Origin of the sequence: Mesorhizobium sp. LSJC280B00 (assembly GCF_000502835.1) — a bacterium.
GTDB lineage: Bacteria > Pseudomonadota > Alphaproteobacteria > Rhizobiales > Rhizobiaceae > Mesorhizobium.
This window is the reverse complement of sequence record NZ_AYVL01000030.1, coordinates 19,141-34,762: the sequence shown is the minus strand read 5'-3', so window position 1 is coordinate 34,762 and position 15,622 is coordinate 19,141. Positions and strand designations below refer to the sequence as shown.

Sequence of the window (15,622 nt, the reverse complement as noted above, 5' to 3'; positions counted from 1 at the left end):
GGATAAACTTCAGCACGAAAGCAGAATTGAATGAAGGTGGGCTACATGGAGTTCTCATTTGGGTATGCCTTCACCGAAAACCTTATCCGGTCATCGTCAGCCGCACCTGTAGGCGCGCCGGTCTTTCCAAACCTCATACAGGAGGGGCATTCTGGCTTTGACATCCGCATCAATTTCCCAGGGGTTCCGCTGTTTTTCCAGTACAAGCTTCCGGAGCTGATGAAGCGAGGAACTGCCTTTGAGGTTGCGAGCGGACATTGTCCCGGTTTGTCGATACCATTTTTTCGGATTGCGATGATGCGCAGGGATGTGTCGCGTCAGCATGAACTGCTTCTTCGGTTTGAGGCGCGCTATCCGTCAAACGTCTTCTATGCGGCTCCTTGTATCGCAAACATCAGCGATTTCGACCGCTCTTATAATGGAGCAACCGTAGCACGGCAGTCCATTTTCGTCTCACCAGGGGATATTGGGCCCTTGCCAGACGACAAAGCGCACAGCCTTGCCTATAAACCTGGACTGGCAACTGGATATTTTTGCTCGAAACCCAAGCCCACCAAAGTTCAAACATTTGATGATCTCGCTGCGCTCTTCAGGGAGCAGTTCGCCGAGAAGCGTTTTGCGGAAGTCGGCGAGGCGGCGCATGAGATGCGCGAAAACGTACTTGAGCTTGCTTCGCCGTCAATGCGGCAAGCCGAACAGCTCATTGCTGAACGGGTCGGCGCGAGATGCATTCAGATTCTAGACGGCGCAGCCAGACCGCCCGAGGAAGAGCGCGCAGTCACTGACATTCTCGTAGCGCGGGAAATTGCGCGTGTCGATCTTGGCGTCGACCTGCTGGTGGCCCAACCACGCTAACGACATCATACCGCTGATTAGCCTAGCTTTTGTCTAGGCCACAGTTATGAGACTACGAACCACTTGGCCAGGAAGAAGATCGGATTGAAAGCGAACCTTCCTTCATTTTTGCATCACGGTCAGTCTGCACGAGATTGACCGCTGCAAGCCGGAGCAAGACCGGGCTGCGCAAACGTTGCAACAGATCCTTCAAGGAAATTCATAGACTCTTAGCAACTCCGGTTCGCTGTGAATGGTAGGCTTATTGCAACGTTTGAGTCAGTGGAGTCCGAACCGTAGCTTATTCTCCGACCCGCCGAACTGCGTGCAATTTCGGCTAAAGGCAATGGCAAGAACAGCGCCCATCTTGTTTGTTCGACACAGCCATATTGGCTCAAAACAGTATCTTCACGGCCACCGAGATTGTCCGGTCGGTGGACAAGCAACCATATTATTTCGTTCGAAAGCTGCAACATCTGTGGAGAACGCGAAATGACAAATTCAGTAGGACGAGTGCCCAGGCTTTCCAAGTGGCTTGGTCCTGACCAATGCTGACACTGGTCAGTCGCCTTCGGACGGCAGCGCATCTAGATCGCCTTCGAATCCTAGGCCTTTGCGCGCATGCGGACCTAACTGTCTGCCAGCTAGCGGAGATTCTGGGTCTGCGTCGTGAGCACGTTGTACGACACGTCCGGCTGCTGGCCAGAGCCGACTTTCTTTACTGCAACGAACAACGTCCGTGGTGCTCGTACCATCTCAAAGCAGGAGGTAAGGACGGCGGGCTGGTTCAACTGTTGGTTGATCTCCTGCCCGCGGCGATGGCTATCACAAACGAGACCTTCAACGGCTCGAAGCCACACAAGACGCGCCGTCGAAGGGGATCGCATGCTTGACCGTGAAATAGATCAGTCCAATTGGAGCGCGAAACCACCATGGACAACTCCGCCGACGGCGCCATCGCGCCGCGCGACACTTACGGACGGCCTCGATTGGCCGCGGTTGATTGCCGCGTTCACGAACTGCTTCTGAGACAGGAGCGGCAGGAGCGGACGACCCTTAAGCTCATCGCCTCAGAGAACTTTGCGTCCTCGGCCGTGCTGGAAGCGAACGGCTCGATTTTCACGAACAAGTACGCCGAGGGGTACCCCGGTGCGCGCTACTACGCTGGAAATGAGATCGTTGATGAGCTTGAGAATCTAGCCATTGAGCGCTTGAAAACACTATTTGGCAGCGAGCATGCCAACGTCCAGCCTTATTCCGGCTCGCCGGCCAACCAGGCTGTCTATCGTGCGCTTTTGAGCCCCGGTGACAAAGTCATGGGCTTGCCCCTCCCGGAAGGGGGCCATCTGACTCATGGTTGGGCCATCAACTTTTCCGGAACTGACTATCAACGCGTCCCCTATGGACTAGATGAAAAGACACAGCAGATTGACTATGACCGCTTGCGCGAGACAGCCAAGCGGGAACGGCCGCGGCTCATTTGGGTCGGCGGAACTGCTTACCCGCGTGTCTTTGACTACGCGGCAATGGCAGAAATCGCCCTGGAAGCGAACTCCTATCTCGTAGCCGACATTGCGCACATCAGCGGACTGATTGCCGCGGGAGCGCACCCGAATCCCGTGCGCCATTGCGACGTGGTCAGCAGCACCTCCCACAAATCGATCCGCGGTCCCCGCGGTGGTTTCATTTTGTCCAGGAACGAAGATCGCTATCAGGCCCTGTATCATACAAAGAGCAAATACAATCTCGCCAGACGAATAGACCGGGCGGTCTTTCCTCACCTGCAAGGCGGGCCTCATATGAATGCCATCGCTGCGCTAGCAGTTGCCTTGCACGAAGCCGCGAACCCGTCCTTCCGAAGCTACGGCCAACAGACCGTCAAGAATGCCAAGGCTCTTGCACAGGCACTGATCGAGCGAGGGTATGACCTGGTTACCGGGGGGACGGACAATCACATGCTGATCCTTGATCTGCGCGATCGACCACTATCGGGCAAGGCCTATGCCGAGCGGCTAGCAAAGGCAGGCATCATCACAAACTTTAATATGGTGCCTGGCGACCCGCGGGATCCGGCGGTCACAAGCGGAATTCGCCTGGGGTCGCCAGCAGTGACGTCAATGGGCATGCGCGATGTGGAAATGGTGCAAATTGCTGGCTTCATTGACTGCGTCCTCCGGCGGCCTGATGACGAAGATCTCCATGCCTGCGTGCGAAGAGACGTTGCCGATTTGTGCGCTGCGTTCGAGGTCCCGGGCATCACCAACAGGTAAGGTGGGCTAAGCAAAATGCACCATACAACTCCAACACCCGAAACGAGGCATTTCATGGCTAGGCAGTTCGTGTTCTCTTCCGAATCGGTTGGCGCGGGACACCCGGATAAGTTGGCCGACAACATCTCGGATGCCATCCTCGACGCCATCCTCCGCACCGATCCCAAGGCACGCGTCGCCTGTGAAGCGTTGGTAAAATCAGGGATAGTCGTTGTGGCTGGCGAGATTACTAGCGATGCGCGGGTGGATTATAGCCAAGTTGCGCGCGATACGATTCTCGATATTGGATACGACGATGAGGCTGTCGGCTTTGACGGCCGGCGTTGCTCCGTCGTTCATGCACTCACCGAGCAATCGCCCGACATTAGCCAGGGCGTTGACGAGGGACGAGGGCAGGACCTCCAGCAGGGAGCGGGAGATCAGGGCCTCATGTTCGGCTACGCATGCCGCGAAACCGATACCCTGATGCCTTTGCCGATCCAGCTCGCGCATCGCTTGACGAAACGACAGGCAGATGTCCGGAAAGCACGACAGCTTGGCTGGTTGCGTCCTGATATGAAATCCCAAGTCTCAGTGCGCTATGAGGGGTTGCGCCCGGTCGCCCTTGATACCATCGTCGTATCGACCCAACATGACGAGCAGGTCTCGCAAGAGACGGTCCGCGAGGGCGTCATTGAGGAAATCATAAAGCCTGTCCTGCCGACCCACCTGGAGACGGAAGGCATCAGAATTCTGGTCAACCCGACGGGGAGGTTCGTAGTCGGCGGGCCGCGCGGCGACTGCGGTCTCACTGGACGCAAGATCATCGTCGATTCCTATGGTGGGATGGGTCGTCACGGCGGCGGCGCCTTTTCGGGCAAGGACCCGTCCAAGGTTGACCGCTCAGCTGCCTATGCGGCCCGGTATGTCGCAAAGAATATCGTCGCTAGCGGACTTGCGGACGTCTGCGAGGTGCAGCTTGCTTACGCAATCGGCGTGGCCAGTCCGGTTTCTGTCATGGTCAACACGTTCGGAACAGCGAGGGTCGAGGAAAGAAGGATCGAGCGCCTCATTCTTGAGTTGTTCGATCTCAGACCGAAGGGCATTATCAAGATGCTTGATCTCTTACGCCCTATATACCGCAAGACCGCGACCTATGGCCATTTCGGCCGTGAAGAGCCTGATTTCACCTGGGAGAAGACAGACAGGGCCGACGAATTGCGTCGCGAGGCAGGACTTGCCGCCCCGTGAGGGCTGGCGCCGAACGGATTGGCAAGCGCAAAGCCCATTCCCACTGGCCAGACCCGCCCGCGGCCGGCATGGCAGAAAGCCGGTGGGCTTTTGGCGGAGACATCATTGATGCCGGACTATGACGTGCTTTGTATCGGAAACGCCATCGTCGACATCATCGCCCAGTGCGACGAGGCGTTCCTGGAGACCAACGGCATCATCAAGGGCGCGATGAATTTGATCGACACGAGGCGCGCCGAACTGCTCTACAGCCGCATGGGCCCGGCCATCGNATCATCAAGGGCGCGATGAATTTGATCGACACGAGGCGCGCCGAACTGCTCTACAGCCGCATGGGCCCGGCCATTGAAGCCTCGGGCGGCAGCGCCGGCAACACGGCGGCGGGCGTGGCCTCCTTCGGCGGTCGCGCCGCTTTCTTCGGCAAGGTCTCCAACGACGCGCTCGGCGAAATCTACGCGCATGACATCCATGCCCAGGGCGTCGCCTTCGACACCAGGCCGCTTAACGGCGAACCTCCGACAGGGCGCTCGATGATCTTCGTCACGCCCGACGGCGAGCGCTCGATGAACACCTATCTCGGCGCCTGCGTCGAGCTCGGGCCGGAGGACGTCGAGGCCGACAAGGCCTCGGGCGCCGCGGTCACCTATTTCGAGGGTTATCTGTGGGACCCGCCGCGCGCCAAGGAGGCGATCAGGCAGACGGCTAAGCTCGCCCACGCCGCCGGGCGCGAAGTGTCGATGACATTGTCGGATTCGTTCTGCGTCGACCGCTACCGCGACGAATTCCTCGATCTGATGCGCTCCGGCACCGTCGACATCGTCTTTGCCAACAGCCACGAGATCAAGTCGCTCTACCAGACCGCGTCATTCGACGAGGCGCTGGCGCGGATCCGCAAGGACTGCAAGATCGCCGCCGTCACCCGCTCGGAAAAGGGCTCGGTGATCGTGCGCGGCGACGAGACCGTGACCATCGAGGCGACCAGGATCCGCGAGCTGGTCGACACCACCGGCGCCGGCGACCTCTATGCCGCAGGCTTCCTCTACGGCTACACGCAAGGCCGCAGCCTGAAGCAGTGCGGCGACCTCGGCTCGCTGGCAGCCGGGCTGGTCATCCAGCAGATAGGCCCAAGGCCACGGCAGAATCTGCGCAGAGAGGCCGAGCAGGCCGGATTGCTGTAGGTGGCGAGCCAAGAACCAGCTGCCCAGCCTCCTTAATCCAGCCCGAGCCTTTTCTTCAGTTCCGCATTCTCCTTGCGGAGACGATCGGCAAGCAGGCTCTTTAGCCGCTTGTTTTCTTCCTCGAGCGCGACGAGATCCTTCAGCCCGTCACTGTCCGCCGCCGGCGCCGCCGCCTTCTTCCAAAGATAATATGTCTGTTCCGAGATGCCGGCTTGCTTCACCGCGCTCTTGAGAGTAGCGCCGCCGCCGATCGAGGTCTCGATCTGCGCCAGCTTCTGGGCACGATCCTTCGCGGAGTAGCTCTTTCGGCCTGTTCGCGCTGACGGCGGTGCTTCAGTGGTCGCGGATATCGGCTTGGCGCCCTCCTTGCGGGCAGGCGCGCTCGCCTCAGCTTCTGGCTTCCTCGACCGCCGCGCTCTCGTCTTCGGTTTTGGCGTTTCCGCTTTGTCTGCCGGTGCGCTAGGAACTACTGCTGACTCGGTTTCCAGGGGATTGGCCATGAAATGCTCCACTCGCGGTTTTTGCAAAGGTTCAGCATCAAGGGCCACTACAGTAGAGTCAACAAGCTGACGATTTAACGGCTCGACTTCCTTTGTTGTCTCGGCCATCGCCGCGGCGATGTCGAAATTGCCCCAGATGGAACGTGCGGATTTTTGATAATTGCGCTTTTGTTTGACTTCCACGGTGAATGGTCGCGTCTGCCGCCTCATAGTTCCTTCCTGAATAGGAGAATGAAGTCGCCGCTCGAATTTTTGGCGCTTGCTGCTTAGCGCGGAGCATTATCGTATAGCCGCTCAACGGGCAAGTGATGCCGGTCTTCGATGGCTGACCCATCTGGGGAGATTTGAGCGGCTTCGCGCGTCCTGCGCATGCCTGTAAGGCCGCCAAGTTTTCTGGGTTAGCAGGCGCGCACTGTGGCAGCTTGGCTTGTACGGCGAGGCCATGGTTGAGTGAGGCGAAACAAATCCAGCCCCGCGGTCAATCCCGAGGCTTCCCACAATGGCGAAGAGAACATCTTCACTCGTTCCTTTTGAGCACAAGACCTTCCGTTCGCTATGGTCGGCTGCACTCATTTCGAACCTTGGCACCCTAGTGGAAGGTGCGGCGGCAGCTTGGCTGATGACGAGCATCGCAGCAGTAATTTTTGATCGCCCATTCGTGCTGTGTACCAGCCCTGTGTCTTGCGCAAGTGGTCACGAACGGCTGCCGGAGCCTCGAAGACGCCCTAAAAACACATGCTGCGATTTTTCAACACGCTTGACGTGTTAGATTAATTCATCCACAATGCGTGTGTTGAACACGCGAGGTGAGTTATGAACATGAAAGAGCTTAGGGTTCGACTGGGCATGACTCAAAAAGATTTGGCAGAGCAGATGGCAACGACGCAACAGACTGTGGCCCGTTGGGAAACAGGCAAAACGCAGTTGAACGTCGAGCAGATCAAGGACCTTTGTCTCACGTTGAAATGCACGGTCGAGGAGCTGCTGGGCTGGAAGATTGATGTCGAGGAGTGGCGCACGAGCCCGTTTGCAATTGCCGATGCCGAAACGCGATACGGCACGCTCAGAATCAAGACGACTGTTGGCAGCCGCCAATATCCTATCGATGAAAAGGCGCGTGAATCGATTTTACGTCAGTTGAAGGAACTTCATAATCTGCGTAGAAATAACACTAGCAGGCCATGGCTGTATTGTTGGAGCCTTGACAACAAAATACTCTTGATAAATCCGCAATATGTCCGCACCATTGAGCTCATCGGTGACGATGTAGAGGAGATGCCAGGGTATTATCATCCAGAAATCTATCGGGCTTTGGATGACTGGGATAAGGGTGAGGTTTCAGGAAAGCTGAAGAAAGAATGCGATGCCATCATCGCAGAGATGGGTGATCAGGAAGCCGTGCGCATGGCCTCCTATGTTCGCGTCACATATGACGACGGAGAAGATGAGTGGAACTTCTTGGATGAAGAAACCGCTACGACTTTCTTCGGATTGGAAGCTGCGACCTTTGACGTTCCCCAGTGTAGTTTCGCCGAAGTGGAGGAAGAAGGTTACTACCGAGCGCGATACGCCAACCTTGATCGCGTCGCGGTGATGGAGGTTCCAAGCGACCGTTATCACAGATTGACCGCGCCCGAGGAAGCTTAGAACCATCCACGAAGGGCGCATGTTACATCTCGACCTTGCGTGGTGCGTTTTCAGTACGAGATGACGTTAAGCGTAGGTAGTGGCAGGTAAGAGTGCTCGACCAGAAGCTCAACTGCCTCCTCAATATCGCTGCCGATGTGTCGCAGGACACGTCCACGGGAGCGTGGATAGGCGTGAAGTTCCTGCACTCCACGGTCCGCTCTCCCATCGCCGGTGTGTGCCCGACGCCATCTTGTGGACGAGCTTGGCCGCCTGCACCCGGTTGTATTCCGGCTTGCGGTCCGCCTGGGCGGTCCGCCGCGATGGCTATCTCCATGTCAATCGGCGCCGAACTTTGACTGCCCGCTGCTTTTGATGAATTTGGCGAGGTCCCGCGCATAATCACTCTTGGTCTTCTCCTTGAGGCCCTGTGTCGCGAACTTGTGGTCCAGCAGGGCAAACAGGTCCAAGTCCCCTTCCGCCTGTGGCGCTGGCTTGCCCTCACCGCCCTCGGCTTCCCAATGGGGACCGCTTCTGCGCGCTGCACCGTGGCGATTGTCCGCCCAAGACGCATCACAAGATCGAACGCCAAACCGTGCGCGTGCACGACGATTTGCCGCTCAGGCCTCATTTGGACAGGACTTGAGCTAGCCCGGTGGTTTGAGCCGGGTTACCTTGAGCCGGTGGGCTGCGAACAAGCAGTTCGAGACATTGGCCTCGATCACTTCGCAACACGCCGCTGCGCCTGGCCTCGGTGTGCTCCCCCCGAAATCGTTGTGTCATATCACCGAGGGCATCACGGCCAACAGCTTCCACATGGGCAACAGCCTCGCCATTGAGCCGAATATGATCGCGAGCAGATCACCAACGAAGCGGTCGGAACCTCGGAGCCGAAGTTCGACGCCGAGGTGGTTCGCGTGATGCGCTAAGCAGCACCACGGCGCTTGCCGGTATGTTTGCTGCCGGCAGCCGACGAACTCCTATCCTCCTGGACAAGGGCGCCGTGCGTCATTGCTTTGATTTACCGGCCGCTCAAGGCTTCCACAGTTTTCGCTTTCGAGGCGACCTTTGGAACATGCCAACGGAAATTTAACATAACGACATAAACATTTCTTTATGCGGCGTTGACAATGAAGCGAACTGCTGTAATTGTCTCCCGCGTCGTGGTTCTCCGTACGGCGCTGCCGCAGCGGAGCTAAGAGGGAAGCCGGTGCGATGCCGGCGCTGCCCCCGCAACTGTTAGCGGCGAGCCAACCCCACTCATGTCACTGAGGCGAATAGCCTTGGGAAGACGGGTAGAGGCTATGACCCCGCGAGCCAGGAGACCTGCCACGGCGAATTACGTCCACGGGCGGGGTGTCTCGGTGGCCGCTGCAGCCTGGCGTTCGTGCCGGCCTGCTAGCGCCTTCCTTGTCACCGACGCCCCAACCATCGGGGTCTGGCATGACTATCTCTCAGCAAATTCCTGTAGCAACGCTCGGCGTGCCCCGCTTCGGTCGTCGGCGAGAACTGAAATTCGCGCTTGAAAGCTACTGGTCCGGAAAATCGTCCGCTGCCGACCTTCTCACGACCGCGAAGGCGCTCCGTGCCGCTAGCTGGGAGGAGCAGCACGATCGCGGCGTGTCGAAAATCCCGTCGAACGACTTCTCGCTCTACGACCATGTGCTCGACACCGCAGCCATGGTCGGCGCCGTTCCATCCCGTTACGGCTGGAATAGCGGCGAGGTTCCACTTGACATCTACTTCGCAATGGCGCGGGGCAACCAGGGTCAGACGGAGGATTGTCGACACGCTGGTCACCAGCAGGCGGCTCATCGGTCTGATGTAACCGCGATGGAAATGACCAAGTGGTTTGACACCAACTATCACTACATTGTGCCGGAACTCAACGATGATCAAACGTTCGCTCTCTCGTCGACGAAACCGGTCGATTACTTCATCGAGGCTAAAGCTCTCGGCGTTCACACACGCCCAGTCATCCTTGGACCGATCACCTTCCTCAAGCTGGCGAAATCGCCTGCCGAAGGATTCGATCCCATCGCGCTCCTGCCGCGGCTGCTGCCCGTCTACGAGCAACTCCTGCAGAGGCTGAAGCTGTCTGGAGCCGACTGGGTGCAGATCGATGAGCCAGCGCTTGTCCTCGATCTGAACCCGAACGAACGAGCTGCGTTCGAATTCGCCTATGGCCAGCTGTCGAAAGCCGCGCCCGAGCTGAAGATCATGCTGGCTACCTATTTCGGGCCGCTGGGAGACAATCTCGAAACCGCGGTTTCTCTGCCCCTGGCCGGGCTGCATATTGATCTCGTGCGCGCTCCCGAGCAGCTGGAAACGGTGGGTCGGCTCGCACCGAAGGATCTGGTGCTCTCGCTTGGCTTGATCGATGGCCGCAACGTCTGGCGTGCGAACCTGCCCGCCATTCTCGACCGCATCAAACCGATCGTCGCCGGCTGGCCCTTGGACCGCGTCGAGATCGCGCCTTCTTGCTCGATGCTGCATGTGCCGATCGACCTCCGCATGGAGACGGAACTCGACGCGGACATCAGGTCGTGGCTCGCCTTCGCGGCCCAGAAGACCGACGAGTTGGTGTTGCTTGCCCGGGCCCTGTCCCAAGGCAGGGATGCGGTGGCAGGCGCGTTGAAAGCGTCTGCCGAGGCTGCCGCCACTCGCGTGACATCCACGAAGATCCATGACCCGCTGGTTGAGGGGCGGATCGCCAGCATTGACGACAGCATGAAGCGACGAGAGAGCGCTTTTGCCGAGCGCTCCAGAGTCCAGGCCGGCACGCTCGGGCTGCCGCCGTTCCCGACGACGACCATCGGGTCCTTCCCGCAGACGCCGCAGGTACGAAGGGCGCGGGCCGCTCATGCGAAGGGCCAGCTGAGCTATGTCGACTACGAGACCTTCCTGAAGAAGGAGATCGAGGCTGCAATTCGCTGGCAGGAAGATATCGGGCTGGACGTGCTGGTGCACGGTGAGTTCGAACGAAACGACATGGTACAGCATTTCGGCGAGCAGCTGTCCGGCTTCGCCTTCACCCAGCATGCCTGGGTGCAGAGCTATGGGTCGCGTTACGTGCGTCCCCCCATCATCTTCGGCGACGTATCGAGGCCCAATCCGATGACGCTGCGCTGGTGGCAGTTCGCCCAGTCGCTTACGGAAAACCCTGTGAAGGGAATGCTCACAGGCCCAGTGACCATTCTCAACTGGTCATTTGTTCGCGACGACGTACCCCGCTCCGAAGCATGCCGCCAGATCGCGCTCGCCATCCGCGACGAAGTGACGGATCTCGAATGGTCCGGCGCAAGGATGATCCAGATCGATGAGGCCGCGTTTCGCGAAGGATTGCCACTGCGCCAGTCTGATTGGAACGACTATCTCGACTGGGCTGTCGATTGCTTCCGGATCGCTTCAACGGGTGTAAAGGACGCGACTCAAATCCATACCCACATGTGCTATTCGGAGTTCAACGAGATCATCGACGCGATCGCTGAAATGGATGCGGATGTCATTTCGATTGAGACGTCGCGCTCGAAAATGGAACTGCTGGACGCCTTCACGAGCTCCAAATATCCGAATGAAATCGGGCCCGGAGTCTACGACATTCACTCACCACGGGTCCCGGAAGTCGGCGAGATTTCGGATCTCGTCATGCTTGCCCGCGAGCGACTGTCCGATGCCCAACTGTGGGTAAACCCGGACTGTGGCCTCAAAACCCGCAAGTGGGAGGAGGTCCGCCCTGCCCTCATGAACATGGTTGCTGCAGCACGCGCGCTCCGGGAGAAAGTGTAGGCCGGAGGTTTCCTGGTTGCTCACCATGTGGTGAGTTAGCGGCTGCCGCATGTGGGCCGTGAATGTGCCAAAACGCGATCACATTCTTTGAAATAAGTCACTCGAGCGAGAAAGTGCCCTTTCCTTCGGCACGTGTACTAATCGCGCAGGAATAAAGGGAACCGTTTTCTCCCTGTGACGTGTCGAGGTCGAAGGGGATTTGATTGGCGTCGAGACCGCTCCGGCCATGGGTTATCAGCATGCCAAGTGCGCTGTTCTCGATCAGTTCGTAAAGGACTTCTCGGCTCGGTTCATCGAAATGCGCGGGTACATACATGACAGGTTCCTTCACTGGCCGCCGGGTTCGCTGTTCACCGGCTGGCATCCGATGGCAAGCGTTCCAACGCGGCGGCGATCTGGCGCTTCGCTGCTGAGGGCAGAGGCAGGATGGGACGCGGGGGGTCGGCACGGCAAATGTCGAGCAATTCGGCAAGTGCATAGACGACGCGAAGGCTCGAGAACTCCTTGAAGAGGCTCCAGAGCGGCGCAAGCGTGGCATCGATCCGTCGCGCTTCGGCCGCATCGCCCTGTTGCGCCGCCGTGACGATCTTCACGCAGACCTCGGGCAGGAAGCCGGCGAGGACGCTGTACCATGTGTCGGCGCCGGCGATCATGGCCTCTGCAGCGTTCCAGTCGCCGCTGTAGCCGATCGAGAACCCTTCCGGCACAGTGCGCCTCTGGTCGGCCAGATGGCTCTTGATCGCATCGCCCTTGTCTGTCGGATTCTTGATAGCGACAATCCCACCCACCTTTGCCAGGCGGCTGATGAGTGCTGGGGTGAAATGGAAATGCGTCGTTCCTGGATTGTCGTAGACGACGATCGGCAGGCCGCTCTCGCACGCCACCGTCGAGAAATGTTCGAACACCTCGTCCTCAGTGAGCGGGGTGTAGGAGGCGGCCGCAAGCAGCCCCGCGGCAGCTCCAAGGGCCTTGGCGTCCTGCGCGAACCTCACTGCTTCATCGGTGCGCAACGCGCCCACACCCACCACGACCGGCGTTCGCCCGGCGATTTCGTCCAAGGTCTCGGCGAGCGTCCGTCGCCGTTCCTCGCGCGACAGATACATGTAGGTGCCGGTGCTGCCGAGAAGACCGATGGAGTCGACCTGAGCGGCGCCAAGCCGAGCAATCAGCCTGCGCAGAGCAACGGTATCGACGCGGCCGTCACGATCGGCGGGCGTGATGGGAAACGCGGAAAGACCGCTCAGGAATGCCATGGCAAGGCTCCAGGTTTGTGCGTGAGCGCAGGACTGGCCGGACGACAGGTCATCACAAGGCGTCCAGAGCCCGCCGCAGGTCGGCGATCAGGTCATCGGCGTCTTCAAGGCCCACCGAGAGACGCATGAGGTCCTCGCCGACTCCATCGGCCAGATGCGCATCCTTGCGGATCGGCTGACGAGCACGGGTCAGGCTTGCCGGATGATAGATGAGACTGTCGGCATCGCCGAGGCTGACAGCCCGGGTGATCAGGTTGAGCCGGTCCATCATCCGCCGCGCGCCCTCGAACCCAGCGTGGAGGCCAAAGGCCAACATGCCCGACCCTTGGGACATCTGCTTTCGCGCCGTCACCTGATCAGGGTGCGAGTCGAGGAAGGGATAACTCACCCATGCCACCGCCGGGTGCGCCTCGAGCGCCTGAGCCACCGCAAGGGCAGTGGCGCTGTGCCGTTCCATGCGCAGCGTGAGCGTCTTCAGACCGCGCAGGATCAGGAAGGCTGACATGGGCGAGAGCGCTGCGCCGGTGATGTAGCGCAGGCCCGTTTCGTGCAGCGTGCGGAGCGTTTGCGCGTCGCCGAGAATCGCCCCGCCAAGGGCATCGCCGTGCCCATTGATGTATTTGGTCAGCGAGTGGAGCACGAGGTCTGCCCCATGTTCGAGCGGCCGCTGGAGCGCGGGGGAGGCGAAGGTGCTGTCGACTGCAACCTTTACACCGCGCGCGTGGGCGCGCTCGGCAATGGCAGCGATGTCGCAGATGCGGCTCAGCGGATTCACCGGCGTCTCGAAGAAAACAAGCCGGGTCCGCTCGGTAATCGCGGCATCGAGATTGTGAGGATCGGACAGGTCGACCGCGACGACCTTGATGCCGAAGCGGGGGACCGCCTGTTCGACCATGGCAAGCGTGTTCACATAAAGCGTCTTGTGGACGATGAGTTCATCGCCTTGGGACAGGAGCGACAGGATCAGCGTCCCGAAAGCCGCCATCCCCGAGGCAACGACCAGACCTGCCTCGGCTCCTTCCAGATTGGCGAGCCGTTGTTCGAGGATCGCCGTCGTCGGATTGTATTCGCGCGCATAGAGCCTTCCGCCAAGCGCGGCGGCGGCCTCGTTCGCTGCCACGCTTTCGAATCCATAGGTCGAGGTCAAGAAGACTGGCGGCTGAACGGCATTGGAAAAGCCGGCGGGATCGTAGCCATGATGGATCGCCCGAGTGGCGAATCCGGGACCGGTGTCGTTGAGCGACCGCGTGAGAGCATCGGTTTCGGATTGATAGGAACGGGTCATTCGGCCTCTAGATCTTTCTTGGGTTTCCGAAAGATTGACGGCAAACTGGCCAATGTGAAATATCCAGTTAGCGATGAATGAAATGGTCCAGTCTTCAAGTGCCGGTTCTGCAGGTCGCTCGCACGCGATGGGTGCACGCCAGATCTACGAGGCTCTTCGCGAGCAGATCCTCGGCGGCGTCTATGAAACCGGCAGTCAGCTGCCGTCCTCCCGAGGCCTCGCAAATGACCTTGGGGTTTCGCGAACGACGGTGACGGTCGCCTATGAGCAACTGGCTGCGGAAGGTTTCATCGAAGTCCGTCAAGGCGCACGACCTCGCGTTGCATCTTCGCTGATCGGTCCTGAGACGAGCCGCACTGTCGCGAAACGAGTCGGCCCGATTCATCTGTCCGCCTATGGCGAACGACTGCGCGTCACGCCGCCCTGGCCGGATTATCTGCCGACTGGGCTGAAGGTCGATTTCCGCTATGGCGACCTGGCGCCGTCAGACTTCCCCGCATTGGTCTGGAAACGTGCGATGAGCAAGGCGATGGGGCAGCGCCCGTTGCGTCTTGCCTATGACGATCCTCGCGGCTCGCGCCGGCTGCGCCAGGCGCTCCAGGGCTATCTCTGGCGCGCCCGAACCCTGAGCTGCGACCTCGAGCAGATCATCATCATCAACGGTTCGCAGCAGGGCCTAGATCTGTGCGCTCGCCTGCTTCTCGATCCCGCCGACCGCTTCGTCATCGAGGACCCGTGCTATAGGATGGCGCGTCAGGTCTTTGCCAGTACGGGTGCCTCGCCCGTCCCGGTCACCGTCGACGAGGACGGGATGAAGACGGAGTTGCTGGCGGGGATCGGGGCACGACTGGCCTATGTCACGCCATCGCATCAGTTTCCGCTGGGCGGCGTCATGCCGATCGCGCGCCGCCATCAGCTTCTGGAATGGGCGCGGCACAACAACGCCTATGTGATCGAGGACGACTACGACAGCGAATATCGCTACGACATCAATCCGGTCCCTCCGCTGCACAGTCTCGAGGACCACGGGGCTGTCATCTACCTCGGCACGATCTCCAAAACGCTCTCGCCGATGCTGCGTATCGGCTACCTCGTCGTCCCGCCGGAATTGCAGGAGGTCTTCGCAACCGCCAAACAATTCGCGGACCGGCATTCGCCGGTGGCTGAACAGGAGGCTCTGGCCTGTTTGATCGAAAGTGGCGGCTACGAAAGCCATGTGCGGCGCGTGCGCAGGCTGAACGGCGAGCGTCGGGGGACGTTGTTGGGCGCCTTGCGGCGCAGCTTCGGAGATCGCATCGCTGTCCAGGGAGCAGAGGCCGGTCTGCACGTCGCCGTTTGGTTCAAAGACCTGCCACGATCGCAGGAACCGGCACTGGTCGAAGCCGCCCGACGCGCGGGCCTGGGGCTGCACCTGATCTCGCCCCTCTACGAGCGGCAATCGGACGAAGGCCACATCGATCGCGTGGGGCTTGTCATGGGCTATGCCGCCTTGAGCATTCGGCAAATCGAGAAGGGCGTTGAGATCCTGCGAGCGGTTATCAAGCAGGTGCAAGACGCGTTGCCGGGACACGGTGGCTAAAACGGCGGGGACGTGGCGTGCTGGCGAGGAAACCGACCCTTGGGCTGAACCGCATTTCGTTGCAAAGTCAAACTGGAC

12 protein-coding genes, 1 pseudogene and 1 riboswitch are annotated in these 15,622 nt (G+C 59.6%); of the genes and pseudogenes, 8 read left to right on the top strand and 5 right to left on the bottom strand.

The window, feature by feature from the left end:
- Positions 1-30: 30 nt before the first annotated feature.
- The 4 genes and pseudogenes from X773_RS68280 to X773_RS68265 all read left to right on the top strand — a co-directional run bounded on the left by X773_RS68280 (position 31) and on the right by X773_RS68265 (position 5,512).
- Positions 31-855: a hypothetical protein gene (locus X773_RS68280; protein WP_023679687.1), complete on the top strand. Its 825-nt coding sequence runs from the start codon at positions 31-33 to the stop codon at positions 853-855.
- Positions 856-1,766: 911 nt separating this feature from the next.
- The gene (gene glyA / locus X773_RS68275) at positions 1,767-3,104 is read left to right on the top strand and encodes a serine hydroxymethyltransferase (protein ID WP_023679685.1); all 1,338 of its coding nucleotides are present in this window, start codon (positions 1,767-1,769) and stop codon (positions 3,102-3,104) included.
- A 54-nt stretch (positions 3,105-3,158) separates the two neighbouring features.
- The gene (gene metK / locus X773_RS68270) at positions 3,159-4,334 is read left to right on the top strand and encodes a methionine adenosyltransferase (RefSeq protein ID WP_023679684.1); all 1,176 of its coding nucleotides are present in this window, start codon (positions 3,159-3,161) and stop codon (positions 4,332-4,334) included.
- A 108-nt stretch (positions 4,335-4,442) separates the two neighbouring features.
- Positions 4,443-5,512, top strand: a pseudogene (locus X773_RS68265) (adenosine kinase).
- Positions 5,513-5,544: 32 nt separating this feature from the next.
- Here X773_RS68265 and X773_RS68260 read toward each other — a convergent pair.
- Positions 5,545-6,222 (bottom strand): transposase, encoded by a 678-nt coding sequence (locus X773_RS68260; protein WP_245274818.1) that lies wholly within the window; start codon positions 6,220-6,222, stop codon positions 5,545-5,547.
- A 289-nt stretch (positions 6,223-6,511) separates the two neighbouring features.
- Here X773_RS68260 and X773_RS78470 point away from each other — a divergent pair, with 289 nt between their 5' ends.
- Entirely contained in the window at positions 6,512-6,781 is a 270-nt protein-coding gene (locus X773_RS78470; RefSeq protein ID WP_245274817.1) for an MFS transporter, read from the top strand.
- Positions 6,782-6,825: 44 nt separating this feature from the next.
- Complete coding sequence (locus tag X773_RS68255; protein ID WP_036239355.1) at positions 6,826-7,659, top strand: helix-turn-helix transcriptional regulator; 834 nt, start codon at positions 6,826-6,828, stop codon at positions 7,657-7,659.
- 317 nt (positions 7,660-7,976) lie between these two features.
- Here the strand turns inward: X773_RS68255 and X773_RS79160 are convergent, their stop codons facing one another.
- A complete protein-coding gene (locus X773_RS79160; RefSeq protein WP_023679681.1) occupies positions 7,977-8,108 on the bottom strand; it encodes a hypothetical protein in 132 nt (43 codons plus the stop codon).
- A 677-nt stretch (positions 8,109-8,785) separates the two neighbouring features.
- Positions 8,786-8,987: riboswitch (cobalamin riboswitch) on the top strand.
- A 94-nt stretch (positions 8,988-9,081) separates the two neighbouring features.
- Here X773_RS79160 and metE point away from each other — a divergent pair.
- Positions 9,082-11,427: a 5-methyltetrahydropteroyltriglutamate--homocysteine S-methyltransferase gene (gene metE, locus X773_RS68250; protein ID WP_031212669.1), complete on the top strand. Its 2,346-nt coding sequence runs from the start codon at positions 9,082-9,084 to the stop codon at positions 11,425-11,427.
- Between the two features lie 97 nt (positions 11,428-11,524).
- On the opposite strand, the gene X773_RS75315 is transcribed toward metE, so the two are convergent.
- Genes X773_RS75315 through X773_RS68235 form a run of 3 tightly spaced genes read right to left on the bottom strand, consistent with a single transcriptional unit; the run spans position 11,525 to position 13,965 of the window.
- Complete coding sequence (locus tag X773_RS75315) at positions 11,525-11,743, bottom strand: FMN-binding negative transcriptional regulator (protein ID WP_245274816.1); 219 nt, start codon at positions 11,741-11,743, stop codon at positions 11,525-11,527.
- Between the two features lie 34 nt (positions 11,744-11,777).
- Complete coding sequence (locus X773_RS68240) at positions 11,778-12,680, bottom strand: dihydrodipicolinate synthase family protein (protein ID WP_023679678.1); 903 nt, start codon at positions 12,678-12,680, stop codon at positions 11,778-11,780.
- A gap of 52 nt (positions 12,681-12,732) precedes the next feature.
- Complete coding sequence (locus tag X773_RS68235; RefSeq protein ID WP_023679677.1) at positions 12,733-13,965, bottom strand: PLP-dependent aspartate aminotransferase family protein; 1,233 nt, start codon at positions 13,963-13,965, stop codon at positions 12,733-12,735.
- 73 nt (positions 13,966-14,038) lie between these two features.
- On the opposite strand from X773_RS68235, the gene X773_RS68230 reads away from it, so the two are divergent.
- Positions 14,039-15,544: a PLP-dependent aminotransferase family protein gene (locus X773_RS68230; RefSeq protein ID WP_036239353.1), complete on the top strand. Its 1,506-nt coding sequence runs from the start codon at positions 14,039-14,041 to the stop codon at positions 15,542-15,544.
- Positions 15,545-15,622: the final 78 nt, after the last annotated feature.

Excerpts from the sequence above, each read along its gene's own strand:
- X773_RS68280 (WP_023679687.1), top strand. The coding sequence starts at position 31 with ATGAAGGTGGGCTACATGGAGTTCTCATTTGGGTATGCCTTCACCGAA.
- glyA (WP_023679685.1), top strand. The coding sequence starts at position 1,767 with ATGGACAACTCCGCCGACGGCGCCATCGCGCCGCGCGACACTTACGGA.
- metK (WP_023679684.1), top strand. The coding sequence starts at position 3,159 with ATGGCTAGGCAGTTCGTGTTCTCTTCCGAATCGGTTGGCGCGGGACAC.
- X773_RS68260 (WP_245274818.1), bottom strand. The coding sequence starts at position 6,222 with ATGAGGCGGCAGACGCGACCATTCACCGTGGAAGTCAAACAAAAGCGC.
- X773_RS78470 (WP_245274817.1), top strand. The coding sequence starts at position 6,512 with ATGGCGAAGAGAACATCTTCACTCGTTCCTTTTGAGCACAAGACCTTC.
- X773_RS68255 (WP_036239355.1), top strand. The coding sequence starts at position 6,826 with ATGAACATGAAAGAGCTTAGGGTTCGACTGGGCATGACTCAAAAAGAT.
- metE (WP_031212669.1), top strand. The coding sequence starts at position 9,082 with ATGACTATCTCTCAGCAAATTCCTGTAGCAACGCTCGGCGTGCCCCGC.
- X773_RS75315 (WP_245274816.1), bottom strand. The coding sequence starts at position 11,743 with ATGTATGTACCCGCGCATTTCGATGAACCGAGCCGAGAAGTCCTTTAC.
- X773_RS68240 (WP_023679678.1), bottom strand. The coding sequence starts at position 12,680 with ATGGCATTCCTGAGCGGTCTTTCCGCGTTTCCCATCACGCCCGCCGAT.
- X773_RS68235 (WP_023679677.1), bottom strand. The coding sequence starts at position 13,965 with ATGACCCGTTCCTATCAATCCGAAACCGATGCTCTCACGCGGTCGCTC.
- X773_RS68230 (WP_036239353.1), top strand. The coding sequence starts at position 14,039 with ATGAATGAAATGGTCCAGTCTTCAAGTGCCGGTTCTGCAGGTCGCTCG.